The organism is Bordetella holmesii (assembly GCF_020735985.1).
GTDB lineage: Bacteria > Pseudomonadota > Gammaproteobacteria > Burkholderiales > Burkholderiaceae_B > Bordetella > Bordetella holmesii.
In genome coordinates, this window is sequence record NZ_CP085973.1 from 3,444,061 (window position 1) to 3,468,281 (window position 24,221).

Genomic DNA, 24,221 nt, shown 5'->3' on the forward strand with positions numbered 1-24,221 from the left:
TGCAAAGCACCACTGCAACTCGTATGGCACCTCGCGGAACCATACATAATACTACTTTTATTTGCCCGTGTGCAAGTTATTTGTACACAAGGAAATGGGGCCGCTTGGCCCCTTTCCCTTGGCGATACAAATTACTTGAGGATCTTGGCGACGACGCCGGCGCCGACGGTGCGACCGCCTTCACGGATGGCGAAACGCAGACCTTCTTCCATGGCGATCGGAGCCAACAGCTTGACCGTCATCGACACGTTGTCGCCCGGCAAAACCATTTCCTTGTCCTGCGGCAGATCGATCGTGCCCGTCACGTCCGTCGTACGGAAGTAGAACTGCGGACGATAGCCGTTGAAGAACGGGGTGTGGCGGCCGCCTTCTTCCTTGGACAGAATGTACACCTCGGCCGTGAAGTCCGTGTGCGGGTTGATCGAACCCGGCTTGGCCAGCACTTGGCCACGCTCGACGTCTTCACGCTTGGTGCCGCGCAGCAAAATGCCCACGTTGTCGCCCGCTTGACCTTGGTCGAGCAGCTTGCGGAACATTTCAACGCCCGTGCACGTCGTCTTCACCGTCGGCTTGATGCCCACGATTTCGATTTCTTCACCGACCTTGACCACGCCGCGCTCGATACGACCCGTCACCACCGTGCCGCGACCCGAGATCGAGAACACGTCTTCGACCGGCATCAGGAACGCGCCGTCAATCGCACGCTCAGGCGTCGGGATGTACGAATCCAGCGCTGCGGCCAGAGCCAAAATCGCCTGCTCGCCCAGTTCGCCCTTGTCGCCTTCCAGCGCCAGCTTGGCCGAACCCTTCACGATCGGCGTGTCGTCGCCCGGGAAGTCGTACTTCGACAGAAGTTCGCGAACTTCCATCTCCACCAGCTCGAGCAGCTCGGCGTCGTCAACCATGTCCGCCTTGTTCAGGAAGACAATGATGTACGGCACGCCAACCTGGCGGCTCAGCAGAATGTGCTCACGCGTCTGCGGCATCGGGCCGTCAGCGGCCGACACCACCAGAATCGCGCCGTCCATCTGCGCCGCGCCCGTGATCATGTTCTTCACATAGTCAGCGTGGCCCGGGCAGTCAACGTGCGCGTAGTGACGCGCTTCCGTCTCGTACTCGACGTGTGCCGTGTTGATCGTGATACCACGCGCCTTCTCTTCCGGAGCCGCGTCAATCTGGTCGTAGCCCTTGGCTTCGCCACCGAACTTCGTCGACAGCACCGTCGTAATCGCCGCCGTCAACGTCGTTTTGCCGTGGTCAACGTGACCAATCGTACCCACGTTCACGTGCGGCTTGGTACGTTCAAACTTGCCTTTTGCCATGGCTGACTCCTGACCTGGATTGAAGCTTCTGACTGAAGAGAGAAGATATTAGAGAATTCTGGTGCCCATGACGCGGATCGAACGCGTGACCTCTCCCTTACCAAGGGAGTGCTCTACCACTGAGCCACATGGGCATTTTGGAGCGGGTGAAGGGAATCGAACCCTCGTCGTAAGCTTGGAAGGCTTCTGCTCTACCATTGAGCTACACCCGCGGCTACCCTTTCACCTTGCCTCGCTACCATTTTGCGTGTGGTTCGCAACACCCTGGCATGACTGCCTCAGATGCAAATCCAGGCCAATACTGCGCCTGGATTTGAAATGGGTTCTCTTGGTGGAGGAGGTTGGATTCGAACCAACGTAGGCGCAAGGCCAACAGATTTACAGTCTGCCCCCTTTAACCACTCGGGCACCCCTCCTGAGAGAAACGAGATTATGAACACATTTATTATCGGTGTCAAACCAAAGGTACCGCTTTTGCGTAAATATGTTCGCGTGCCTGTCCGTAGTGGTTAAAAAGCTGCTGCAGCGCGACGGGATCCTGGGACTGCATCAGACCCAGGGTCAGCAGAATACGGGCTTTTTGCGGGCTGAGTTCACCGGCCGCGAGGGTGCCGTGGCCGTCGTCATCGACTTCGATATTGCGCGCTACCCGGCCTGAGCCGGTACGAGTGGCGCGAACCACCACCAGCCCTGCGGCCACCGCGCGATCCAGCGCCAGAATGGCATCGGCCGTTGCATTGCCGTCCCCTACCCCTGCCAGTACGATGCCCTGCGCGTAAGTAGCCATGAAATCGATCAGCCTCCCATCCATATCCACGCAGGCATAGGCGATCTCGACCCGCGGCCAGCTGCGCTCAGGCATCAATCACCCCTGCCAGACCCTGCCGCTCGAGCAGCGCATTGAGGTGATCCCAGCCGTGGAAATCAATCATGAGCTGGCCTCTGTCGCGCGCGCCGATTTTCAGTGTCACGCGCGTGCCCAGATGATCGGACAGTGCATCTTCCAGGCGGGTGACATCGCGAGACGCCCCGGCGCTCTTTTTCCTGGGATTGGCCTCGGCGTCCTTGACGGTTTTGGCCACGAGCTTTTCGGTCTCGCGGACCGACAGCCGGCGCGCGATGATCAGATTGGCCAGCTGAATCTGCATGGCGGCATCCACCGCGAGCAAGGCTCTTGCATGCCCCATGTCGATATCGCCGGCCAGCAGCATGGTCTGGACGGGTGCGGCCAGGTTAAGCAGACGCAGCAGATTGCTCGTCGCCGAACGTGATCGGCCTATGGCCTGAGCGGCGTGTTCATGGGTCAGCCCAAATTCGTCGAGCAGACGGCGCACGCCCTGCGCTTCTTCAAGCGGATTGAGATCTTCGCGCTGGATGTTTTCGATCAGCGCCATGATGGCCGCGTTCTCGTCAGCCACTTCACGCACCAGCACCGGCACTTCCTTCAAGCCGGCGATCTGAGCAGCGCGGAAACGCCGCTCGCCGGCGATGATCTCGTACACGCCACCGCTGGCGCCAGCGAGCTGCCGCACCAGAATAGGCTGCATGATGCCCTGGGTGCGAATTGACTCGGCCAGCTCGTTCAGGGCGCCTTCATCCATACGCGTGCGCGGCTGATATTTGCCTGCGCGCAGCTTGTCGATGCCAAGCACAGTGGGCGGGCCTTCCAAGCTCGGCGCTGCTGCCTTGCCGATGTTATCGATTGCTGGAGCATCCGCCCCGAGCAAGGCGTCCAGCCCCCGGCCCAGGCCTTTGGGTTTCTTGGTAGCCATCTTATGTGTCCTCTTTCTTCAACGCAGCAAGATGCATTGTCTTGAATCATTTACGGAACGGGCCCCCCGGGCCCGGGCCGCTCACTACATTGCCTTTACACGCTCTATCATTTCGGCGCCAAAGGCGATGTAGGCTTGGGCGCCCCGCGATGCCCGGTCGTACACGACGCCGGGCATGCCATAGCTGGGCGCTTCGGCCAGCCGCACATTGCGCGGCACGATCGTCTTGAAGACCTTGTCGGCGAAGTGCGCCTCAAGCTGGGCCGACACCTGCTGCTGCAGGGTCATGCGTGGGTCGAACATCACGCGCAACAGACCAATGACCCGCAGATCATTGTTGATATTGCGATGCACGCGTTTGATGGTGTTGACCAGGTCCGACAGGCCTTCCAATGCAAAGTACTCGCACTGCATGGGTATGATCACGCCGTGCGCCGCAGCAAGCCCGTTAAGGGTCAAAAGCGACAGCGTGGGCGGGCAATCGATGAGAACGAAATCATACTGGCTGGAAATGTTCTCGATCGCAAACTTCAGCTGCCGTTCACGCTCCTCCATTTGCACCAGGTCGATCTCGGCACCGGAGAGTTCACGATTGGCCGGCAGGACATCGTAGCCGCCGGACTCGGAGCGCACCCGCGCATCCTCGATGCTAGCCTCTCCGATCAAGACCTGATAGAGATTGGACTGCAGGGAATTCTTGTCAATACCGCTGCCCATGGTGGCATTACCCTGGGGGTCGAGATCGACGAGCAGGACTCGCTGTTGGTGGGTAGCCAGGCCCGCCGCAAGATTGATCGCCGTCGTGGTCTTGCCCACGCCGCCCTTCTGGTTGGCGATACAAAAGACACGAGCGGATTTGGTGGGCGGAATAGTATTCATAGAGTTCCTTGACTACGGCGCATCCAGATGAGGCAACGCTCGGCATCGAGTTCGGGCACTTGCAGTGGTTCAATGCGATCGACCTGCCAGCTGGTCGGCAACGCTTCGATCTCCTCGCTGGGGACCTTGCCCTTCATCGCGACGAGGGTACCATCGGGGCGCACATGCCGGCCGGCCCAATTGGCGAAATCCTGCAAAGAGGCAAAGGCGCGCGAAATCACGATATCGCAATCTGCGGGCGCCACGCGCTCGATACGGGCATGCATAGCATGCAGATTGGGCAACATCAGTGCACCCGCCATTTGCTGAACGAAGGCCGTCTTTTTCTCGACAGCATCCACACAGGTAACCTCCCAGTCAGGCTGCATGATGGCCAGGACGACGCCAGGCAGCCCGCCGCCCGATCCGACATCGTAGATCTTGGCTGGGCGCCCATGCAGGGTGCGAGCCAGAGGTTCCACAACGGACAAACTATCGAACAGATGCTGAATCAGCATCTGTTCCGGATCTCGAATGGCGGTGAGGTTGTAGGTGCGATTCCAGCGTTGCATCTGCGCCATGTAGCGCAGCAGCTTTTCCTGCTGCTCTGGAGCAGCAGGAAGATTCAAGATCTGGCAAGCCTGTTCCAACCGCTGTGAAGCGGCGATGTCCATGGGTATGGTGCTCATGCTGCCTGCTTACGCGAGCCGTAGTGCAGGCGCTTCAGATGGATAAGCAACAGTGAGATCGCCGCAGGCGTCACGCCGGAAACACGCGCGGCCTGACCTACGGTCTGCGGGCGATGCGTTTTTAGCTTCTGCCGGACTTCAAATGACAGGCTGGTAACGGCATCGTAGTCAAGATCAGCGGGTATGGGCTGTTGCTCCTGAGAGGAGTGCTTTTGTACCTCATCACGCTGGCGAGCAATGTAGCCGGCATACTTGATTTGAATCTCGACCTGTTCTGCCAAGACATCGTCGCCGAGCACGCCTGGACCGGCAAGCAACTCGCCTTGACCGTCGAGGGCTTGCATCAATGCCTCATAGTTGATGTTGGGCCGCTTGAGCAAGTCTGCCAACGAATACTCGCGCTCGATGGCTTTACCCAACAAGGCTTCGGCGGGCCCTTCGGGCAGCAGGCGCGGATTGACCCACGTCGACTGCAGGCGCTGAACTTCAGCCTCGACAGCATCGCGCTTGCGGTTGAAGGCATCCCAGCGGGCATCATCGACTAAGCCAAGTTCGCGGCCGATTTCCGTCAGACGTAAATCGGCATTATCTTCGCGTAAGCTCAAGCGATATTCCGCCCGCGACGTGAACATGCGATACGGTTCCGTAACCCCGCGCGTCACGAGATCATCAACCAATACCCCAAGATAGGCTTCGTCGCGACGCGGCACCCAGAGTTCGCGCTCCAGCGCATGTCGGGCCGCATTCACGCCAGCCAACAGCCCCTGGGCTGCTGCCTCTTCATATCCCGTGGTCCCATTGATCTGGCCGGCGAAAAAAAGACCGCTGATGGCCTTGGTCTCGAGACTGCTGTTTAGTCCACGTGGATCAAAGTAGTCGTACTCGATGGCATAACCGGGTCGCAGAATGTGCGCGTGCTCCAGACCAGGTAACGAATGGATCAGCTCGTACTGCACATCGAAGGGCAGGCTGGTCGACACCCCATTGGGATACACCTCGTGGGTATCGAGCCCCTCCGGCTCCAGGAATACCTGATGCGAAGATTTGTCGGCGAAACGAAGGATCTTGTCTTCGATGGAAGGGCAATACCGCGGCCCCACCCCCTCGATCACTCCGCTGTACATCGGTGACCGGTTCAGGCCGCCGCGGATGATGTCGTGCGTGCGCTCATTGGTATGAGTAATCCAGCAGGACAACTGTCGCGGATGCAGGGACGCCGACCCCATGAACGAAAACACTGGGACGGGATCGAGATCGCCGGATTGCTTTTCCAATACGTCGTAATTGATCGTCCGGCCATCGATACGAGGAGGCGTGCCTGTCTTTAGCCGGCCTTGCGGCAGCTTCAGTTCCTTGAGACGTTGACCCAGCGAGATGGAGGGAGGATCCCCTGCCCTGCCCCCCGAGTAATGTTCAAGCCCCACGTGAATCAGCCCATTGAGGAAGGTACCGGCCGTCAGCACTACAGAACGGGCACGAAACTTTAGCCCGATCTGCGTTATGGCACCGACGACCTTATCCCCTTCGACGATTAGATCCTCGACCGCCTGCTGGAACAGAGACAGATTGGGTTGATTCTCCAGGCGATGACGAATGGCCTTACGGTACAGAACACGATCGGCCTGCGCACGAGTCGCGCAAACCGCGGGTCCCTTTGAACCGTTGAGAATGCGGAATTGAATACCCGCTTCATCGGTCGCGATAGCCATCGCGCCACCCAGGGCATCGACTTCCTTGACCAGATGACCCTTGCCGATGCCCCCAATAGAGGGGTTGCAAGACATTTGGCCTAAGGTTTCGATATTGTGCGTCAGCAACAAGGTTTGCGCGCCAGTACGGGCAGCCGCCAAGGCCGCCTCGGTACCGGCGTGGCCGCCACCTACGACGATCACGTCAAATTCGCGGGGGTAATCCATGGTGTGGGAGGGAGAGCAAGAATGGACTTCTTGGGGCATTATAGAGTCAGCTCCGCTGATGTTTCACGTGAAACATCGTAAGCCCGCCAAATCCGTGAGTTTATCGGCACGAAAACTTTCGATTTGAACAACTACTGGATGGATACTCAGGATTCCGCCTACGGCGCAGAAATTGGCCCTTATGCCACTGTTTCACGTGAAACACGGTGGCCACACAAGCTGAGAAATGTTCCACGTGGAACACAACCGACGCGTCTCCGAACAGCCGAGTGTTCCACGTGAAACACCTCCAACTATAAAACGCCGATGTCTAGCGAGGAATCTCTCTTTGTGAGAAAGGCCATCGTGTCGTAGCGCCCGTTTGATGTCGACAGTTCGAAAAAGTTCAACCTTGCATGAGTAACCATAACCTCCCTGTTCGGAGGTTTCCTATGCCGCATCCCGGTACGCGCTAAGTCGTGATTCGGAGCTCCGACAATGAGTTATTCACAGTTTCTGGCCGATCGGGAGTTTACGTTCGCCTTCCGCCTCTCATCCAGGTCAAGCGGCATCACCAGAGTCAATGCCCGCCATTACCTGCACAGCGGAGCCTACCCCCGGGAGTCCCGATAGCACCGAAGCAGGATTGTGGCAAAACTATCGCGACAATAGGTCCAATACGTTGTCCACAACATTGCTAACCGCACGTTCCGGTGAGCAACTCTGTTGATAAGTCCTAGCGTGCAGGATTACTGACTTATTGACCACCCAGCTCGCCGCCTGGACACTAATCCCCAAAACTATCCACAAGCCAAGGCTATCAACAGCAACTGCTTCGGATAACGAGGAAGCCAAGAAGATGGGGATATCTTTGTGAAGAATTGGGTGTCGTCGGCGGTGGAAAACTCAGGCTCGGCGATGCATCTGGCAGAGAAGTTATCCCCGCTGCGCAGAAACACTTTCGTGGCGGAGAACGCTAATTGCGTGATAAATCACAGTTTTTTCTCGCCCGAGAATATGGAGCGCAAGCATTGCTCAGCAAAAAACCTGTTCCCAGGCTGGGTAAAACTATGTGGAAATCGGCCTTCAACGTTTGTGAAGAAGTCGGCATGCACGCGGCCGGACCACCGTTATCAGCTCCGGCAAAATGCCGTGCCCGGAATTTTTATCCACAAAGTTATCCAGAGGTTCGGACCCCTGCTGCCCGCGAGGAATTCATTGGGTAGGCGGCGCGCGAGGAAGGCTGTTTGTTAGTGAACACTAACAAACTATCCACAAATGACAACGCCCCAGACACTACGGTGCTGGGGCGTTGCGCCAGGAGGTGAGCCTGGTAACGGGAAAGAGATTTCCCGATTTAGAGCGGACGAATTTAGGCCGCTTGAGGCCCCTTCGGGCCATCCTTGACGTCGAATTCGACTTCCTGGCCCTCGTTAAGGCTGCGGTAGCCTCGGCCTTGAATCGCGGAGAAGTGCGCGAACACTTCAGTACCACCGGCGTCTGGGGTAATGAAGCCATAACCCTTGTCGGCGTTGAACCACTTAACTTTGCCCTTTTGAGCCATTTTTATAGCGTCCTGAAAAAAAACACGAATTGCAAATGAATCAAGGACGCTGACACCAACTTGTCGTACAACGGTCACCGCTGAACGCTTTGTTTGCCGCTTGCCGCCAATGGCTTTAACCGGGCTTGCGCACTGCTTGAATCAACTGCAGGGCCAGCATACTCATCCCGTATTGCGCACACATATTATTGTTTACCCGTATGTGGCTTTTTTCACTCGTTTCGCAAGCGAAGCAGTATCAGACCATAGGCATGTTTCAGCATTTCGCGGGGCTCTCCAGCGGCATATGGTCATGCCCACATGATGGTTACCGTTTTTGGGATACTTATGCCCAATTGCAGCCGTTTACCCAGCTCCCTACCCTACACGCCATGATCCGTTCAAAACTGCCCGACGTCGGCACCACCATTTTCACCATCATGAGCCGCTTGGCCATCGATCACCAGGCCATCAATCTAGGGCAGGGTTTCCCGGACTTTGATCCCGACCCACGGCTGCTCGATCTGGTCACCAGGGCCATGGCCCAGGGACATAATCAGTACCCGTATATGCCTGGCGTAGCACCGCTGCGCGCCGCCATTGCGGACAAGGTTGCCGCGCTCTACGAACACCGATACGACCCGGAAACTGAGATCACTGTCACCAGCGGGGCCACCGAAGCCCTGATGGCCACGGTTCTGGCCGCGGTGGGCAGCGGCGACGAGGTCATCGTCATCGAGCCGTGTTACGACTCCTATCTGCCCGCGATACGCCTGGCCGGCGGGACGGCTGTACCGGTGCCCATGCGCGCCCCGACCTTGAATGATCCGCATTACCGCATCGACTGGCAGCGTGTACGTGATGCCATCACCCCGCGCAGCCGCTTGCTCATGCTCAACTTCCCGCATAACCCAACGGGAGCCATTCTCGATGACAGTGATCTGGATGCCTTGGAAGCCATCGTGCGCGACACAGGCATCCTGCTGTTGGCCGACGAGGTCTATGAACACATTGTGTTCGACGGCAAACCACATGCCAGCATCGCACGCCGGCCACTGCTGGCCGAACATGCTTTCGTGATTTCGTCCTTCGGAAAAACCTATCACGCGACAGGCTGGAAAATCGGGTATTGCTGCGCGCCGAGGCAGCTAAGCGCAGAGCTGCGCAAAGTGCATCAATTCATGGTGTTTACCGTGTCCTCACCCATGCAATTTGCTCTGGCCGAGTTCATGGCGGATCCCAAGCCGTATCTTGAGTTGCCCGCGTTCTACGAATCCAAGCGCAAGCGCCTGGCCGAAGGACTGGCAGGCACACGCTTCAAGGCGCTCCCCAGCCCGGGCACCTTCTTCATGCTGGCCGACTACAGCGAAATATCGCGCCAGAACGAAGCTGATTTCGCCCGTAGCTTGACAGTGGACTATGGCGTGACCGTCATCCCTGTCTCAGCGTTTTATCGTAACCCCGATGCGCCAGAATCCAACCACGGGCTGGTGCGCTTTTGCTTTGCCAAGAAAGACACCACCCTGGATGCAGCCATCGAGCGTCTGTCTCAGGTCTGATCAGAAAAAAAAACGGCGTATCACTTGATACGCCGTTGATCAACGTGCCTGATCAGGCCGCTGGACGCCGTTTGCGGCGTAGATAGCGCATGCCTTGCGGTACAACAACGACGGCCACGGCAGCGATCCACAGGCCCACCGACACCGAACTATCGAACAGCACGCGCACGTCACCGTTAGTGATAGACAGCGCGCGGCGCAGGTTCTGCTCCATCATGTCGCCGAGCACGACCCCAAGCACCAGCGGCGCCATGGGGACCTCGAACTTGCGCAGGAAATAGCCAATGGCTCCGATCGCCACGACCATCAGCAAGTCGAAGCTGCCGGCATTGATCGCATAAACACCGATATAGCTGATGCACAGAATACCGGGCACCATCATCCATGCAGGTACGGAAAGCACTTTGGAGAAGATGCGCACCAGCGGCACGTTCATCACAAACAACAACACGTTCGCGATGAACAGCGATGCAATCAAACCCCATACCAGCTCAGGCTTGGTTTCGAACAAGGCCGGACCCGGTGTGATGTTGTAGAGCGTCAGCGCCCCCATCATCACCGCCGTCGTGCCAGACCCTGGCACACCCAGGGTGAGCATCGGCACAAATGAGCCGACTGCCGACGCAGTCGCCGCAGCTTCCGGCGCCACCAGACCTCGCATATCGCCCTTGCCAAATTTGGCATTGGGGTCCTTGTTTTCAATGATGCGTTTTTCCTGGGAGTACGCCACCGCTGCGGCCACGCTGGCGCCAGCGCCGGGCAACACGCCAACGCCAAAGCCTACCAGTGCACTGCGCACCACACTCCACCAAGTAAAAGCGAGTTCTTGAAGGTTGAACAGCTTTCGTCCGCTCGGCTTGACTTCAACGCTGTGACCGCCGACGACTTTCTCAAGCATCTCGAGCATCTCGGCCACTGCAAACAGCGCGATGACCACTACAACGAAATCGATACCGTCGGCCAGATGCACAGAATCGAACGTATAGCGATAGACGCCCGAATTGGAGTCCACGCCAATCGCAGAAATACCCAGGCCAATCATGGCGGCCAAGACACCCTTGACCGGCTGCTTACCCAGAAGACTGGTCAGACAGCAAAAGGCAAACACCATGAGGACAAAGTATTCAGCCGGCCCGAACGCCAAGGCCCATTTGGCCAATGTCGGTGCCAGGAGAATGATCCCGGTGACCGAAACAATAGACCCGAAGAAAGCCGACCAGGCCGACAAAGACAACGCCACGTTGGCAAGACCTTGGCGAGCCAGCGGATAGCCATCCAACGTCGTCATGATGGCGCTGGCTTCGCCCGGAACATTCAACAGAATGGACGTGATGCGACCGCCGTACTCAGCGCCGACATAGACCGCGGCCAGCAGAATCAACGCAGTTTCCGGCGGCAGATTCATGGCAAAGGCGATGGGGATAAGCATCGCCACACCGTTGATCGGCCCCAGCCCTGGCAGCACACCCACCATGGTGCCAAAAAAAGAACCCACGGCCGCAACAAGCACATTGGTCAGCGAGAAAGCAACGCCAAATCCCAAAGACAAATGATCGAGAACGCCGTTCATATCAGGCCCTCCAGCACACCGCCCGGCAACACCACGTCCAGGACCTTGTCAAACAACAGAAAGAAGAGCAGACCCATCACAACGCCATCGATGGCCGTCTTAACCCAAGAGCCGCCAAACAGACGGCCTACGGCCACCGTCATGATGGCCGTGGCAATAACGAAACCCAACCACTCAAACAGAAAGGCATAGGCCGCAGCAAACAACAGCATCAGCACGATGCGTCCGTTGGCTCCCGGAGGATTGGGATGAATGGGGTTACCCCCTTTGATTGCCAGCCTCAGTCCGCACAAGCCGATGATCAGGGCGATCAGCAGCGGGAAGGCTCGCGGGCCGACAGGTTCATAGGCGAAAGGCGCCTCGATGTCCCAGCCCGCCCAGGTCATAAAGGCGGCCAGAACCAGGGCAATAATGCCCAGCAAACGATCATTCATGATCCGGGATCCAAGCGAAGAAAAATAGCTGCGGCGCGCCTGAGGTCTTTCTGACAGGCGCGCCGGGGGATTACTTCTTGATCAAACCGAAGGAGTTGGCCAGTTCAGCGTATTGCTTGACCTGTTCCTTGACGTAAGCGTCGAGCTCCGGCCCCGTCTTGGAAAAGGGAAAGAGACCTTGCTGCTCACGCAATTTGGCGAACTCGGGCGAAGCCATCGTCTTGTTGAAGGCGTTTACCCAGAACTGATAGTCTTCATCGGAGACCTTCGGGCCCACATAGAAGCCACGAATAATGGGCCAGACGATGTCATAACCCTGTTCTTTGGCCGTTGGAATATCGGCCAGCTTTCCAGGCAAACGCTCGTTGTTGAATACGGCCAACACGCGGATCGGCGCGCCGCCTTCAAGCATCGTGAAAGCCTCTGCGGCATCGCCCATATACGCCTGGATGTGCCCGCCACGCAGCGCGGTCACGGCCTCGCCACCGCCTTCGAACGCGACAAAGCGCATCTTGCGGAAATCTACATCAGCCGCCTTGGCGGTCAACGCGGCCTTCATCCAATCCTGACTTCCCACCGTGCCGCCAGCACCCAGAACGATTTTGGTGGGATCCTGCTTAAAGGCCTCCATCAGGCTCTTCAAGTCCTTGTAGGGGGAATAATTGCGTACCACGGCCACACCGTAGTCCGTGCCGATCCCCGCCAGCCAGCGTACGTCGTTGACGTTGTACTTGCCGAACTTCCCTTGCGCCAGATTCAGTAGTGAGCCGCCTGAGAAGGCCACGATGGTGCCCGGCTCCTTGGGATGCTGGGCCACGATGTTGTTATAGGCCACCGCGCCGATGCCGCCAGGCATGTAGACGATGCGCATCGGCGCCTTGAGCGCGCCACTCTGTTTGAGGCCTTCGGTGGCCAGGCGGCAGGTCAGATCGAAACCGCCTCCGGGCTGAGCGGGGGCGATGCATTCGGGACGGCGCGGCTCGCCTTCGGCCTGAGCGCTCAGGCTGGCGCCCACGCTCAATATTCCCAGCGCGGCAATAGTGCCAATACGGATTTTTTGCAGAATCTGCATGAGATGCGGTCTCCGTTGTTGTTTGGATTTCTGGCCGGCGCACAGGATTGCGCCGGCTGGTAGCGCACCGTACAAAATCTACCCTTTCCGTTTCCTTTCAAATCGGCCAGTTTTTCTGACGCAACGCAGCATTCCGCTCAAAACCTAGGGAAAACACCAGTGTGGCGCGCAAGCCCGGAGCAGGCTCGCGGTTATCCAACCGTAACGTCCCCCCATGAATGCCGACGATAGTGCCGACAATGGCCAGACCCAGTCCCGCGCCTGGTTTGTTCTTGCCTGCCGCTCCCCGGCGAAAACGCACACTGGCATGCGCGATATCCTCAGCGGACATCCCTGGCCCGGCGTCTTCCACACATATCCATGCGTTCTCCTGATCGCTGCCAACGCGAATGGTGACCTCAGCGCCAGCCGGGCTGTAACGCAACGCGTTATCCAACAGGTTGGACAGGGCTTCGCGCAACAAACCCTCGACGCCGCGGATGCATACCGACTCGGCAGGCCGCTCAAGCCCGAAATCGATGTGTTTCATGCGGATGGCCGGCAGCAGGGAACGGCCCACACTATCTGCCAAGGCTGCCAGATCCACGTTCTCGAGGGGCAGTCCACCTTCGGTCCAGGGCGCATCCTTGGCCCGGGCAAGGGTCAACATTTGATTGGTCGTGCGTACTGCCCGATCCAAACCTTCCCGCATGGCCAGCAACGCCGTATGGATCTCTTGCGGGTCAGATTCGCGCAGGGCGTAGGAGGTTTGGGTCCGCAAAACGGACAGCGGGGTACGCAATTGGTGCGAAGCGTCGTCCAGAAACTGCCGTTGCACCCTCGCCTGAGCCTCAAAACGGCCCGTGTGGAGATTTATAGCCTCGAGCAGGGGTAGGACCTCACCCGGAACATCGGAAGCGCTGATGGGGCTTAAATCGTCCGCAGAACGGCTGGCAACTTCGTCCCTGAGCCGCTCAAGGGGTCGCAGAGCCATCAGAACGCTCCATATGACCGCCAAAACGCTGATCAGCAGCATGACGACGTCCCGCTCGACCGAACGCAACAGCGCCCGATTCAAGAAGTCCTCGCGGGTGTCCAGGCCCTCGGCGACCTGAACAATCACGCGCCCTCCTTTGTTGGCATACAGGGGGGGATCCATGGGCCGCGCCAACGCCGCTACGCGCAAGGGCTGACCATCGTAACTGGCGTAGAAAAATTCGGGCTTGCCGGATTTCAGTGGATGGCCAGGAAGAGGCAGGTCCGGATTGCCGATTTCGGCCAGCCCGTCCTCGGTGGCGACCCTGTAATACACGTTGCCGTTGGCCGTGAGTTCGAAAAATTCCAGCAACAGGTATGGCAGTTCCAGACTTAATCCACCACTGGCTGTGGATATGTTGTGATCGATGGAACGCAACGCGCCAGCCAGTGCGCGATCGTAGGCGATATCGACCTGTTCGCGCAGTTGCTGGTTCGACAGCCATAGGCCGGCCACCAGAATGGTGACCAGTGCCGGGATCAGCCACAGCAACAATGTGGCGCGCAAAGTGCGCGCCACCGGTGTATCACGAGTTTTCAACAGCTATCTCCAGGCTGTAGCCAATTCCGCGCATCGTAACGATGTGCACGCCCGTGCCCGTCAATTTTTTTCGCAGCCGGTGCACCAGCACCTCTATGGCTTCGAGGTTCACGTCGCTGTCTTCTCTCTGGATGCGATCCAGGATTTGCTGTTTGTTGATGGGTTCCCCGCTGCGCTGGATGAGCACACGCAATACGGCGTATTCCTTTGGGGATAAGTGCAGGTTCTGCCCACTGACCGTAAACCGCTGCGCCGAAGTATCCAAAACGAGGCTGCCTAGCGATAAGCGGGGATGTTCACGACCGCGGCTGCGCCGGATGAGGGCCGTCAATCGAGCTTCGAGTTCTTCAAGCACAAAGGGTTTGGGCAAAAAATCATCCGCGCCTTCATGCAGGGTGCCGACTCTTTCGGCCAGTGAGTCTCTAGCGGTCAGAACCAAAACCGGGGTGCGGTCATCGCGAGACCGCATTTTGGTGAGCAATGTATGCCCATCCATTCCTGGTAGACCCAGATCCAGGATCACAGCGTCGAACTCTTCCAGCGTCAGCCGACGTTCCGCAAGTAGGCCATTGTCAGCCCAGTCAACGACGAAGCCGGCGTGCCGGGCAAGGCTGCGGGACAACCAGTGAGCCAGGTCAGCTTCATCTTCTATCAAAAGAATGCGCATAGCGGGGACCCCGTGGGGCGATGGCGGTGGGAAAGCATGTTTTGGCTTTTCCTTTTTTTTTCTTTATAAAAAGACTAATGATTAATAAGGGCTGTGGATAACTACCTTAACGTTGGAAACTCCATATTTTTCAAGATCTTGGACAATTTTTTTGCTGTGCAAGAACTCTGTTTGGCAAGAAAGCCCAAGTTGAACAAGTTTTTGGGTACTGACCAAAACCCCTGCTTGTTCAACTTTGGCACACACAATGTGCACAACCCGCCCACCTAGTAGTTATCCACAGGGTCGTTTCGGATTCCTTCCCCTCTTTTTAGCCCAAAAGGGCCGGAAAGCCGCCGCTACAGGAGCACGAAAATCGTCCTCCACAGGGGGTGAAATCAGGCCCCTGGGCTTCTAAAAAACGTGGGGGCGGCCCCCGCGTCGCGCGTTGGCGATACGGGATGCTGTGGAGGGCATGATGCGCAGAAAATGCGCGAGAAAAGAATCACGCGAACTTTTGGTTTGGGTGTTGCTTCGCGTGCGCGCTAAAAAAAACCGCCGTCTGATGACGGCGGTTTGCCAGAAGACTCTGTAAAGGTGTCAGGTCGGCCGGTTCGCATCGATGACAGTCAGCGCTGCCATGTTGACAATGCGACGCACAGTGGCGCTGGAGGTCAGGATAGTGACCGGCGCATTGGCGCCCAGCAGGAAGGGGCCGACTGCCACATTGCCGCCGGCAGCCGTCTTGAGCAGGTTGTAGGCGATATTGCCCGAATCCACGTTGGGGCAGACCAGGAGGTTGGCCGAACCCTTGAGTGTGGAGGACGACAGAATCCGCAGGCGCAGGGCCTCGTCCAAGGCGCAATCGCCATGCATCTCGCCATCGATCTCGAGGTCTGGGGCTTGCTGACGAACTCGATCCAAAGCTTCGCGCATCTTGGCGCCGGACGCCGAGCTGCCGGAGCCGAAGTTAGAGCGCGACAGCAGGGCTACTTTGGGCGCCAGATTCAGGCGGCGCATCTCTTCGGCTGCGGCGATGGTGAACTCGGCGATTTGTTCAGCACTCGGGTCATCGTTGACATGAGTGTCGACCAAGGCCACTGTGCGTTGATCGAGCAGCAGAATATTCATGGCCGCATAGGTCTTGGCCCCCGGGCGCATGCCGAGCACTTCGTCGACGAAGCGCAGGTGGTCGTGATAGGCGCCTACTGCCCCGCAAACCATGCCGTCGGCGTCGCCCAGACGTACCATCATGGCGCCGATCAAGGTCATGCGGCGGCGCATTTCCACGCGAGCCATTTCCTTGCTGATACCCCGGCGGTTCATCAGCTCCCAGTAGGTCGTCCAGTACTGATGAAAGCGCTCGTCGTATTCAGGATTGGTCACTTCGACATCTTCGCCCAGGCGCAGGCGCAGGCCGAATTTTTCGATGCGTGACAACAGCACCGAAGGCCGCCCCACCAGAATGGGTTTGGCGAGTTTTTCGTCAACGATGACCTGTACGGCACGCAAGACACGTTCGTCTTCGCCTTCGGTAAACACGATGCGTGCGCGGCCTTGATCGCGCACGACTTGCTTGGCGATGGCAAACAGGGGCTTCATGAACGCGCCCGAGTGATAGACGAATTGCTGCAGCTGCTCGACATAGGCGTCGAGGTCGGCGATGGGGCGCGTGGCCACGCCATCTTCCATGGCCGCACGTGCCACGGCCGGTGCGATGCGTACGATCAGGCGCGGGTCGAACGGCTTGGGGATGAGGTAATCCGGGCCGAAGGACAAGTCATAAGTGCCATAGGCAGCAGCCACGACGTCATTGGCTTCTTCCTGAGCCAGGCCGGCGATGGCATAGACGGCCGCCCGCTCCATGGCGGGCGTGATGGTGGTGGCGCCGACGTCCAACGCGCCGCGAAAAATATACGGAAAGCACAGGACGTTGTTGACCTGGTTGGGGTAGTCCGAGCGGCCGGTGGCCATGACGATGTCATCGCGTACGGCGTGTGCCTCTTCAGGCAGGATTTCGGGCGTCGGATTGGCCAGCGCCAGAATCAGCGGGCGCGCCGCCATGGTGGCCACCATCTCGGGCTTGAGCACGCCCCCGGCCGACAGGCCCAGAAACACGTCGGCGTCGGCGATGACCTCGGCCAGCTTGCGGGTATCGGTCTTTTGCGCAAAACGCGCTTTGTCCGAATCCATCAGCGCGGTGCGGCCTTCGTAGACCACGCCTTCGATATCGGTAACCCAGACGTTTTCGATAGGCAGGCCCAGATCGACCATGAGACTCAGGCAAGCCAGGGCCGCCGCGCCCGCGCCCGAACTGACGACCTTGACCTTGGCGATGTCCTTGCCCACGACCCTCAAGCCGTTGATGAAGGCCGCGCTCACGGTGATCGCCGTGCCATGCTGGTCGTCATGGAAGACGGGGATCTTCATGCGCTCGCGCAGCTTGCGCTCGACGGTGAAACACTCCGGCGCCTTGATGTCCTCGAGATTGATCCCACCAAAGGTGGGCTCCAGGCCCGCAATGATGTCGACCAGTTTGTCCGGGTCGGTCTCGTTGATTTCGATGTCAAACACATCCAGGCCGGCAAACTTCTTAAAGAGCACGGCCTTGCCTTCCATCACGGGCTTGGAGGCCAGCGCACCGATGTTGCCCAGACCCAGCACTGCCGTGCCGTTGGATATCACGCCCACCAGATTGCCGCGCGCGGTATAGCGAAAGGCGTTGACCGGGTCGTCGACGATTTCTTCACAGGCCGCGGCCACGCCAGGTGTGTAGGTCAGACCCAGATCGCGTTGCGTGACCAGCGGCTTGGAAGCGGTGATGGCGATTTTTCCCGGAACGGGAAACTCGTGGTAATCCAGCGCTGCCTGGCGGTCGTTGGGATGTTGGGGCATGAATATCTCGCTTGTAACGTGCCGGCATCGGGGCGATGCGGGTTGGCAATGATGCGAGTCTAAAGTCAACCCATAAGCTAGTGATTTGAGGTTTTTATAAGTACATAAGTATTGATTTATAGTGCTGGGAATCAAATCGAACGTTAACCGGGGTCATATCGTGTCGTTGCATGCGGCGGAAATTCTGCACCGCCTGGCCTCGCGGCTTAAAATGCGCCATCTGCGCCTATTGCTGCTCATCCGCCAGCATGGATCGTTGACTCGGGTCGCACAACACATGGCGACCAGTCAGCCCGCAGTGACCAGTGCGCTGGCCGAGATCGAGTCCATGTTCGGCGCGCCGCTGTTTACCCGTTCGGCGCGGGGAATGGTGCCAACGGCGTTGGGGGATATTGCACTGGCCCGGGCTCAGACGATGTTGCAGGACCTGGATCATCTGGCCCGCGACATGGAGGCTGCTGCCAGTGGCCACGCCGCCCACATAAACGTGGGGGTCATTCCCTTTGTTTCGGGACAATTGATTTCGTCCGCCATTGCGCGCGCGCTGCCGGGTGGCAGGCGTTTGACGGTGACGGTGCACGAGGCGACCAGCGATGTCCTGCTCGGACTGCTGCAGGAACATGCCCTGGACGCGGTGCTGGCCCGGGCCGCGGCGCGGCCTATGCGGGATATGCTGCAGTTCGAAGTGCTGTACCGGCAACGGCCGCGATTGGTGGCGAGCCGCCGTCTGGCGGCCCGGTTGGCGCGTGGTCGGGTTGATTGGGAGGATCTGGCCGGACTGGATTGGATATTGGGCACCGCGCAGACGCCTATGCGCGATCAGGTGGCGGCGCTTTTTCTTGGCCAAGGGTTGGCTCCACCCAAGCCGGTGGTGGAAACCAACTCTTCCAAACTCATCGGGGAGATGGTGGCCGCTAGCGAGCGCGCGGTTTCTGCCCTGCCGGCAGATATCGCCGACGAGCTCGTGCGCATCGCCGGCGTGGCCATCGTGCCTTTCAGCTTTGAATGGGCACTGCCGCCGATCGCACTTTTCACGCGTAAAGACAGTCAGGCCCGAGAGGTGGATGGCCTGTTTGCCCAGGCCTTGCGCGATGTATGCCGTCAGATATATGGCAGCGCGACCTGAGACAAGCGCGTCGCCTCAGGCCGGGGGCCACGCGTTGCTCATTGTGTGACGGATCTCCACAGAAAGCAGGTTTCCAGCGCTTCGGCGTGCGCAATGCTGCGCGCCTCGACACCGGCGCCGTGGCCGCCATCGCGGCGTTCCAGGTACCAAACCCGGTCATGGCCTTGCGCCTGCATTCTGGCGGCCATCTTGCGGGCATGAGCCGGGTGCACTCGGTCATCAGAGGTTGACGTCGTAAAAAGCACGGCGGGGTATTTCACGCCCGCTTTGACTTGATGATAAGGCGAATACGCCAGCAACCAGCCGCGCGCCTTGGCATCATCCGGGTCGCCATACTCATCGATCCAGGTGGCGCCTTGCAGAAGTCGATGAAAGCGCAGCATGTCCAGTACCGGTACTGCGCACAGCACCGCTGCGAAGAGTTCGGGACGTTGCACCATGCATGCGGCCACCAGCAGACCGCCATTGCTTGCACCACTGATGGCAAGCTGCTGCGCGGTGGTGGCTCCGGTATCCGTCAGAGCCTGCGCCACGGCGATGAAGTCGTCGAAGGCAACCTGACGTTTTTCGCGCAGGGCGGCCTGATGCCAGGCTGGCCCGAACTCACCGCCGCCGCGGATGCAGGCAATGGCATAAAGGCCGCCCGCCTCCAGCCAACTGGCGCCGGCTGTGGCCAGATAGGCGGGCTCGTCCAGCGCCTCTTCGAAACCGCCGTAACCGTAGAGCAGGCAAGGCTGTGGCTGCGCAGACAGGCGGCCGATCAACCAATAGGGAATCTGCGTGCCGTCGGCGGCGTCGGCGTAGCGCAATTCGGCGCGCATGCCCGTGGTATCAAACTGTGGCGGCAGGCGTGCCAATAAGTGCCAGTCATTGGGACTGACATCACTGGCCTGGGCATGATAGAGGGCAGTGGGTTGCAGAAAATGGTCGACATGCACCAGCACGGAGTCATCACGCAGGCTGTCTATCGCTGTCATGGTCACCGCGCTGTCCGCGGGCGTGACGATGGGTTCGGATTGCCAGCCTGTCGCGCCGGGTTTCAGGCGGCGCAAGTGCGTGACGCAATCGTGGCGCTCGGTGAGGATGAGGTAATTGAGCGTGAAGTCCAAGTCGGCCAGTACGGGGCGTGGGCCTGCATGAAACAACACGTCCGCGCGCATATCGGCCGCCAGAAAGCGTTCACGTTCGATGGCCAGCAAACTGCCGCTGGCATAGTTGCCGCCGGCAGTTTTCCATTCGGATCGCAGATGGATGAACATCCACTCATGCCACTCGCTTATCTCCGCGTCGGCCGGAACGTCATACCGACGCCATTGGCCGGCAGCTTCATCCAGCCATAGCCAGTCGGTACTCCACATGCTGAGATAACGCACGGCGAGATGGCGTTTCAGCTCATAGTCATACCAAGCATGAACCGAAATGTCGGTGCTGGCACACTCTAACGCGATGGGCGCCTGATCCAGCGGCGTGCCGCGCCGCCAGCGGCGTACAAAACGCGGATGACCGGCATCGGTGAGCTGCGCCTTGTCGTTATCGGCACTATCGTCCCATCCCACATAGACGGTGTCGCGATCGATCCAGTCCATGCTGTTTTGACCGGGCTGCAATAGCTGGAAACCATCGGGCACGAAGCTGCGCGTTGCCACATCGAATTCACGAATGATGCAAGCATCCGAGCCGTCCGGAGCAAGTGCGACCAACGCGCGTTCGCCATCAGGGTAGCGCAGATCAAAATCCGCCAGCGTCCAGCGTGTTCCGTCAGAATGGGTGCTATTGATGGCTAACGCATCCACATCGAGCACGGTTTCCCACACGGCCGTACCGGCAAGCCAGTCCTGCCATGGCGCGCGTCGCACAAGGCCGAGTGGATGTTCAGCATCCGTCCAGGTGTTATAGGCCCAATCGCCGTGCCGCGAGCACGTCACGATGCGATCCGGAGAATCATAGATGTCCACCAGGCGCTCGGTCAGCGCGGCGATGGAGGGATCCTGGTCAAGGTGTTCAAGGGTACGCGCGTTCTGCGTGCTGACCCACTGTTCTGCCTTACGACTGTCCAGCGACTCCAGGAAAAGAAAAGGATCTTGGGGCGTATCCGGTGCGTTCAAGCTGCGCGGTCCTGTGGTGGTTGCGAATTCGCCATCATAAGCGTTGAACAAAGGTGCTCGCTCGACGTTGGGAGCACCTTGCCAGCCTGCCGGCAAGGTGCCGGGTGGCGCAAGGTTTACTTCCCGATGCAGAAACTGGAGAAAATCTCGCCCAGCAGATCGTCGCTGGTAAACCGGCCCGTAATGCTCGACAGGCTGTCATGCGCTAAACGCAGCTCTTCGGCAAACAGATCCAGTACACGGTCGTCGTGGCTGGCGTGCAGGGCGGCAATGTCCAGATGCTCGTGCGCGGCCTGCAAAGCATGCAGGTGACGTTCGCGAGCCAGCCAGGGGGATTCTGCGCCGGGGTTCCAGCCGGCCAGCCGCAGCAGTCGCGCGCGCAGTGCATCCAGACCCAATCCTTGCTTGGCGGAGATGCCGATCTGGTCGGCACGCAGTTCCGCAGGCAAGGTCAACAGGTCTATCTTGTTCAAGACCGTAAGCACTGGCGTGCGCGCAGGCAGGCGCGCGGTGATCTCGGCATCGAGGATGTCGCCGGGGGCGCTGGCGTCCTGCAGATGCAGAATGACGTCGGCGCGTTCGATTTCTTTCCAGCTGCGCGCAATGCCTATGCTCTCGACCGTGTCCTCGGTGTCGCGCAAACCCGCCGTATCGACAATATGCAGCGGTACGCCGTCAATGTGGATTTCCTGCACGACCTTGTCACGTGTAGTCCCGGCGATGGGAGTGACGATGGCGACGTCGTCGCCGGCCAGCGCATTGAGCAGACTGCTTTTGCCCACGTTGGGTTGGCCGGCCAGCACGACATGCAGACCCTCACGCAGGATGACGCCCTGACGGGCCTGAACAATGAGCGTGTCGAGGTCGGTGCGCAGGCCGTCCAGGGTCGGGCGGGCCTGATACTTTTCGAGGAAGTCGATTTCTTCTTCGGGAAAATCCAGAGTGGCTTCGACCAGCATGCGCAGATGAACGATACGGTCGGCCAGGGCCGTGACACGTTGGGAAAACTCGCCTGACAGCGAAGCCATCGCGCCGCGCGCCGCGGCTTCGGAAGAGGCGTCGATGAGGTCGGCAACGGCTTCGGCCTGGGCCAGGTCGATGCGGTCATTCAGAAAGGCACGGCGTGTGAACTCGCCCGGTTCGGCCAGACGCAGACCGATGTCGCGACCGGCTTCCAGACAGCGTGCCAACAGGCGTTTGAGCACGGCCGGGCCGCCATGGCCCTGCAACTCGAGCACGTCTTCGCCGGTGTAGGAGCTCGGGCCTCGGAAATAGATGGCTATGCCTTCGTCGATGGCTTGTCCATGCGCGTCGGTAAATGGCAGGTAGTGCGCATGGCGTGGTGCGAGTTCGCGGCCCAGCAGCGCGCGGACATAGGTGTGCAGGCTGGGGCCGGAGACACGCACCACGCCGATGCCACCGCGGCCAGGAGCGGTGGCGATGGCGGCGATGGGAAAAGCATTGCTCATGGCAGTTGGAATCAGAACAGCGGTAAGGGGCAATAGGGGAATATAACTGTTGCGCAGCACAAAGGTTGCTGGTTATGTTGACTGCGCGGCACTCGGATTCGAAACTCTCTTGGAGATCCAGATGGCATGTCGATTTTCGCGTAGTTTGAGCTGTGGCGCGGCGGCAGTTTTGCTCGCATTCTGTACGCAGGCTTCAGCGCGTGACCTCGTCATCGCGTTGAAGACCGAACCCAGTTCGATGGATCCGCAGTACCACGCACTCACGCCCAACACCCAGATTTCCGGGACGTTGTTCAATGCCCTGGTCGAAACGGACGAGAAGTTGCAGCCGCAGCCGGGATTGGCCGAATCGTGGACGGTCGATGGCAAGGTGTGGACGTTCAAGCTGCGGCCCGGTGTGAAGTTCTCCGACGGGTCGCCTTTTACGGCCGAGGATGTGGTCTTCAGTTTCGACCGTATTCCCAAGGTTCCCAACAGCCCTTCGCCGTTTACCCTCTATCTTGGCGCGGTGGCCAAGACCGAGGCCCTGGACCCGATGACGGTGCGCATCACCACCAAGGAGCTTGCGCCGAACCTGCTGGTCAATTTGGCGCAATTGCCCATCATGTCCAAGAAGGCCGCTTCGGGGCCTGCTCCCGAAGGAAAGACGACGACCGAACTCAACGGTGGTGATGGCCTGGTGGGAACGGGGCCGTATAAATTCGAGTCCTGGAAGCGTGGCGCCGAATTGGTGTTTTCGCGCAACGACAACTATTGGGGACCCAAGCCTGCCTGGGACAAGGTGGTTTATCGCCCCATGACCAATGCAGCGGCACGGGTTGCGGCGCTTCTGGCCGGCGACGTGGATCTGATCGAGGATCCTCCGACCGATGATCTGCCCAAGCTCAAGAGCAATAAGAAGCTCCATGTTGAAGAAACGCCTTCGGTACGAGTGGTCTACGTGGCGTTGGACCAATTTGCCGAACCCAGCCCAGGGGTCAAGGGCACGGACAAGAACCCCATGAAGGACAAACGGGTGCGCGAGGCATTGTCGCTGGCGTTGAACCGCGATGCCATTGTCGAGCGTGTCATGGGTGGAGTGGCCAAGCCTGCGGGTAATCTGCTGCCCTACCCTATGTTCGGCGCATCCAAAGAACATGCCCAGGCTCCTAAAGCGGATGTGGAGAAGGCCAAGGCATTGCTCAAGGAGGCGGGCTATCCGAATGGGTTTGAGATCACACTGGGTGCGCCCTCGGGCCGCTATGTCAACGACGCCAAGGTCGCTCAGGCCATTGCCTCGATGTGGACACGTATCGGGGTAAAGACCAATGTGGATGCACTGGCGCCCCCGGTGTTCTTCAAGGCCCGCGACAGCTACGCGTTAAGCGCCTACCTGGCAGGCTGGTCGGTGACCAGTGGTGAGATGTCCAATGCGCTGGCCTCGTTGCTGGTGACACGTAACCCGGAGGCCGGTCTGGGCACGACCAATCGCAGCCGTTACTCGAACCCGGACATGGACAAGCTCGTGATCGAGGCCTCCGGCACGATGGACGATGGCAAGCGCGCCGAGCTGCTGCAAAAGGCCAGCAATCTGGCCATGGACGATTACGCCATGCTGCCGGTGCATTTCGAATTGTCGGTCTGGGCCATGAAGGACGATGTGCGCTACAAGGGGCGGCCGGATCAGACGACATTGGCGCAGAACGCGACGCCTAAGCCGTAATCGGGCGGC

Annotated in this window: 18 protein-coding genes and 3 tRNA genes; 3 read left to right on the plus strand and 18 right to left on the minus strand. The window is 59.1% G+C overall.

From position 1 onward, the window contains the following. Positions 1-131: 131 nt before the first annotated feature. The 10 genes from tuf to LK440_RS16660 form a co-directional block, all read right to left on the minus strand. Positions 132-1,322, minus strand: a complete 1,191-nt coding sequence (gene tuf, locus LK440_RS16615) for an elongation factor Tu (protein WP_005017230.1) — start codon at positions 1,320-1,322, stop codon at positions 132-134. Between the two features lie 59 nt (positions 1,323-1,381). Continuing rightward, positions 1,382-1,456 (minus strand) — tRNA-Thr (locus LK440_RS16620). A 4-nt stretch (positions 1,457-1,460) separates the two neighbouring features. Further along, positions 1,461-1,534 (minus strand) — tRNA-Gly (locus LK440_RS16625). A gap of 117 nt (positions 1,535-1,651) precedes the next feature. After that, positions 1,652-1,738: transfer RNA gene (locus LK440_RS16630), tRNA-Tyr, on the minus strand. A gap of 38 nt (positions 1,739-1,776) precedes the next feature. Next, complete coding sequence (locus LK440_RS16635; protein WP_005017228.1) at positions 1,777-2,184, minus strand: L-asparaginase family protein; 408 nt, start codon at positions 2,182-2,184, stop codon at positions 1,777-1,779. Then, entirely contained in the window at positions 2,177-3,094 is a 918-nt protein-coding gene (locus tag LK440_RS16640; RefSeq protein WP_005017225.1) for a ParB/RepB/Spo0J family partition protein, read from the minus strand. Before LK440_RS16640 ends, LK440_RS16635 begins: the two co-directional genes overlap by 8 nt. A gap of 84 nt (positions 3,095-3,178) precedes the next feature. Beyond that, positions 3,179-3,973: a ParA family protein gene (locus tag LK440_RS16645; protein WP_005017224.1), complete on the minus strand. Its 795-nt coding sequence runs from the start codon at positions 3,971-3,973 to the stop codon at positions 3,179-3,181. After that, positions 3,970-4,641: a 16S rRNA (guanine(527)-N(7))-methyltransferase RsmG gene (rsmG, locus tag LK440_RS16650; RefSeq protein ID WP_005017222.1), complete on the minus strand. Its 672-nt coding sequence runs from the start codon at positions 4,639-4,641 to the stop codon at positions 3,970-3,972. The genes LK440_RS16645 and rsmG overlap by 4 nt, the downstream gene beginning before the upstream one ends. Next, positions 4,638-6,557 (minus strand): tRNA uridine-5-carboxymethylaminomethyl(34) synthesis enzyme MnmG, encoded by a 1,920-nt coding sequence (gene mnmG, locus LK440_RS16655; protein ID WP_005017219.1) that lies wholly within the window; start codon positions 6,555-6,557, stop codon positions 4,638-4,640. The genes rsmG and mnmG overlap by 4 nt, the downstream gene beginning before the upstream one ends. A 1,351-nt stretch (positions 6,558-7,908) precedes the next feature. Further along, complete coding sequence (locus tag LK440_RS16660; protein WP_005017217.1) at positions 7,909-8,100, minus strand: cold-shock protein; 192 nt, start codon at positions 8,098-8,100, stop codon at positions 7,909-7,911. 371 nt (positions 8,101-8,471) lie between these two features. Between LK440_RS16660 and LK440_RS16665 the strand changes: the two genes are divergently transcribed. Then, entirely contained in the window at positions 8,472-9,638 is a 1,167-nt protein-coding gene (locus LK440_RS16665) for a pyridoxal phosphate-dependent aminotransferase (RefSeq protein ID WP_025341277.1), read from the plus strand. A 52-nt stretch (positions 9,639-9,690) separates the two neighbouring features. Here the strand turns inward: LK440_RS16665 and LK440_RS16670 are convergent, their stop codons facing one another. From LK440_RS16670 to LK440_RS16695, 6 genes are all read right to left on the minus strand, one after another. After that, complete coding sequence (locus tag LK440_RS16670; RefSeq protein WP_005017212.1) at positions 9,691-11,208, minus strand: tripartite tricarboxylate transporter permease; 1,518 nt, start codon at positions 11,206-11,208, stop codon at positions 9,691-9,693. Next, the gene (locus LK440_RS16675; protein ID WP_005017210.1) at positions 11,205-11,642 is read right to left on the minus strand and encodes a tripartite tricarboxylate transporter TctB family protein; all 438 of its coding nucleotides are present in this window, start codon (positions 11,640-11,642) and stop codon (positions 11,205-11,207) included. Before LK440_RS16675 ends, LK440_RS16670 begins: the two co-directional genes overlap by 4 nt. 70 nt (positions 11,643-11,712) lie before the next feature. Further along, on the minus strand, positions 11,713-12,714 hold the full coding sequence (locus tag LK440_RS16680; protein ID WP_005017208.1) for a Bug family tripartite tricarboxylate transporter substrate binding protein: 1,002 nt from the start codon (positions 12,712-12,714) through the stop codon (positions 11,713-11,715). A 97-nt stretch (positions 12,715-12,811) separates the two neighbouring features. Next, the gene (locus LK440_RS16685) at positions 12,812-14,248 is read right to left on the minus strand and encodes a sensor histidine kinase (protein WP_005017206.1); all 1,437 of its coding nucleotides are present in this window, start codon (positions 14,246-14,248) and stop codon (positions 12,812-12,814) included. A 7-nt stretch (positions 14,249-14,255) separates the two neighbouring features. Next, positions 14,256-14,936, minus strand: a complete 681-nt coding sequence (locus LK440_RS16690; RefSeq protein WP_005017203.1) for a response regulator — start codon at positions 14,934-14,936, stop codon at positions 14,256-14,258. 579 nt (positions 14,937-15,515) lie between these two features. Beyond that, a complete protein-coding gene (locus LK440_RS16695; RefSeq protein WP_005017200.1) occupies positions 15,516-17,810 on the minus strand; it encodes an NADP-dependent malic enzyme in 2,295 nt (764 codons plus the stop codon). 121 nt (positions 17,811-17,931) lie between these two features. On the opposite strand from LK440_RS16695, the gene LK440_RS16700 reads away from it, so the two are divergent. Beyond that, positions 17,932-18,936: a LysR substrate-binding domain-containing protein gene (locus tag LK440_RS16700; protein WP_005017196.1), complete on the plus strand. Its 1,005-nt coding sequence runs from the start codon at positions 17,932-17,934 to the stop codon at positions 18,934-18,936. Positions 18,937-18,974: 38 nt separating this feature from the next. On the opposite strand, the gene LK440_RS16705 is transcribed toward LK440_RS16700, so the two are convergent. Beyond that, complete coding sequence (locus tag LK440_RS16705; protein WP_005017194.1) at positions 18,975-21,137, minus strand: prolyl oligopeptidase family serine peptidase; 2,163 nt, start codon at positions 21,135-21,137, stop codon at positions 18,975-18,977. 20 nt (positions 21,138-21,157) lie between these two features. Beyond that, on the minus strand, positions 21,158-22,510 hold the full coding sequence (gene mnmE, locus LK440_RS16710) for a tRNA uridine-5-carboxymethylaminomethyl(34) synthesis GTPase MnmE (RefSeq protein WP_005017193.1): 1,353 nt from the start codon (positions 22,508-22,510) through the stop codon (positions 21,158-21,160). A gap of 121 nt (positions 22,511-22,631) precedes the next feature. Between mnmE and LK440_RS16715 the strand changes: the two genes are divergently transcribed. Next, complete coding sequence (locus tag LK440_RS16715) at positions 22,632-24,212, plus strand: ABC transporter substrate-binding protein (RefSeq protein ID WP_025341274.1); 1,581 nt, start codon at positions 22,632-22,634, stop codon at positions 24,210-24,212. Positions 24,213-24,221 lie beyond the last annotated feature (9 nt).

Bases quoted from the DNA above. Each gene is read 5' to 3' on its own strand.
- LK440_RS16640 (WP_005017225.1), bottom strand. From the start codon at position 3,094: ATGGCTACCAAGAAACCCAAAGGCCTGGGCCGGGGGCTGGACGCCTTG.
- LK440_RS16715 (WP_025341274.1), top strand. From the start codon at position 22,632: ATGGCATGTCGATTTTCGCGTAGTTTGAGCTGTGGCGCGGCGGCAGTT.
- mnmG (WP_005017219.1), bottom strand. From the start codon at position 6,557: ATGGATTACCCCCGCGAATTTGACGTGATCGTCGTAGGTGGCGGCCAC.
- mnmE (WP_005017193.1), bottom strand. From the start codon at position 22,510: ATGAGCAATGCTTTTCCCATCGCCGCCATCGCCACCGCTCCTGGCCGC.
- LK440_RS16670 (WP_005017212.1), bottom strand. From the start codon at position 11,208: ATGAACGGCGTTCTCGATCATTTGTCTTTGGGATTTGGCGTTGCTTTC.
- rsmG (WP_005017222.1), bottom strand. From the start codon at position 4,641: ATGAGCACCATACCCATGGACATCGCCGCTTCACAGCGGTTGGAACAG.
- LK440_RS16675 (WP_005017210.1), bottom strand. From the start codon at position 11,642: ATGAATGATCGTTTGCTGGGCATTATTGCCCTGGTTCTGGCCGCCTTT.
- LK440_RS16635 (WP_005017228.1), bottom strand. From the start codon at position 2,184: ATGCCTGAGCGCAGCTGGCCGCGGGTCGAGATCGCCTATGCCTGCGTG.
- tuf (WP_005017230.1), bottom strand. From the start codon at position 1,322: ATGGCAAAAGGCAAGTTTGAACGTACCAAGCCGCACGTGAACGTGGGT.
- LK440_RS16690 (WP_005017203.1), bottom strand. From the start codon at position 14,936: ATGCGCATTCTTTTGATAGAAGATGAAGCTGACCTGGCTCACTGGTTG.
- LK440_RS16660 (WP_005017217.1), bottom strand. From the start codon at position 8,100: ATGGCTCAAAAGGGCAAAGTTAAGTGGTTCAACGCCGACAAGGGTTAT.
- LK440_RS16645 (WP_005017224.1), bottom strand. From the start codon at position 3,973: ATGAATACTATTCCGCCCACCAAATCCGCTCGTGTCTTTTGTATCGCC.
- LK440_RS16695 (WP_005017200.1), bottom strand. From the start codon at position 17,810: ATGCCCCAACATCCCAACGACCGCCAGGCAGCGCTGGATTACCACGAG.
- LK440_RS16665 (WP_025341277.1), top strand. From the start codon at position 8,472: ATGATCCGTTCAAAACTGCCCGACGTCGGCACCACCATTTTCACCATC.
- LK440_RS16680 (WP_005017208.1), bottom strand. From the start codon at position 12,714: ATGCAGATTCTGCAAAAAATCCGTATTGGCACTATTGCCGCGCTGGGA.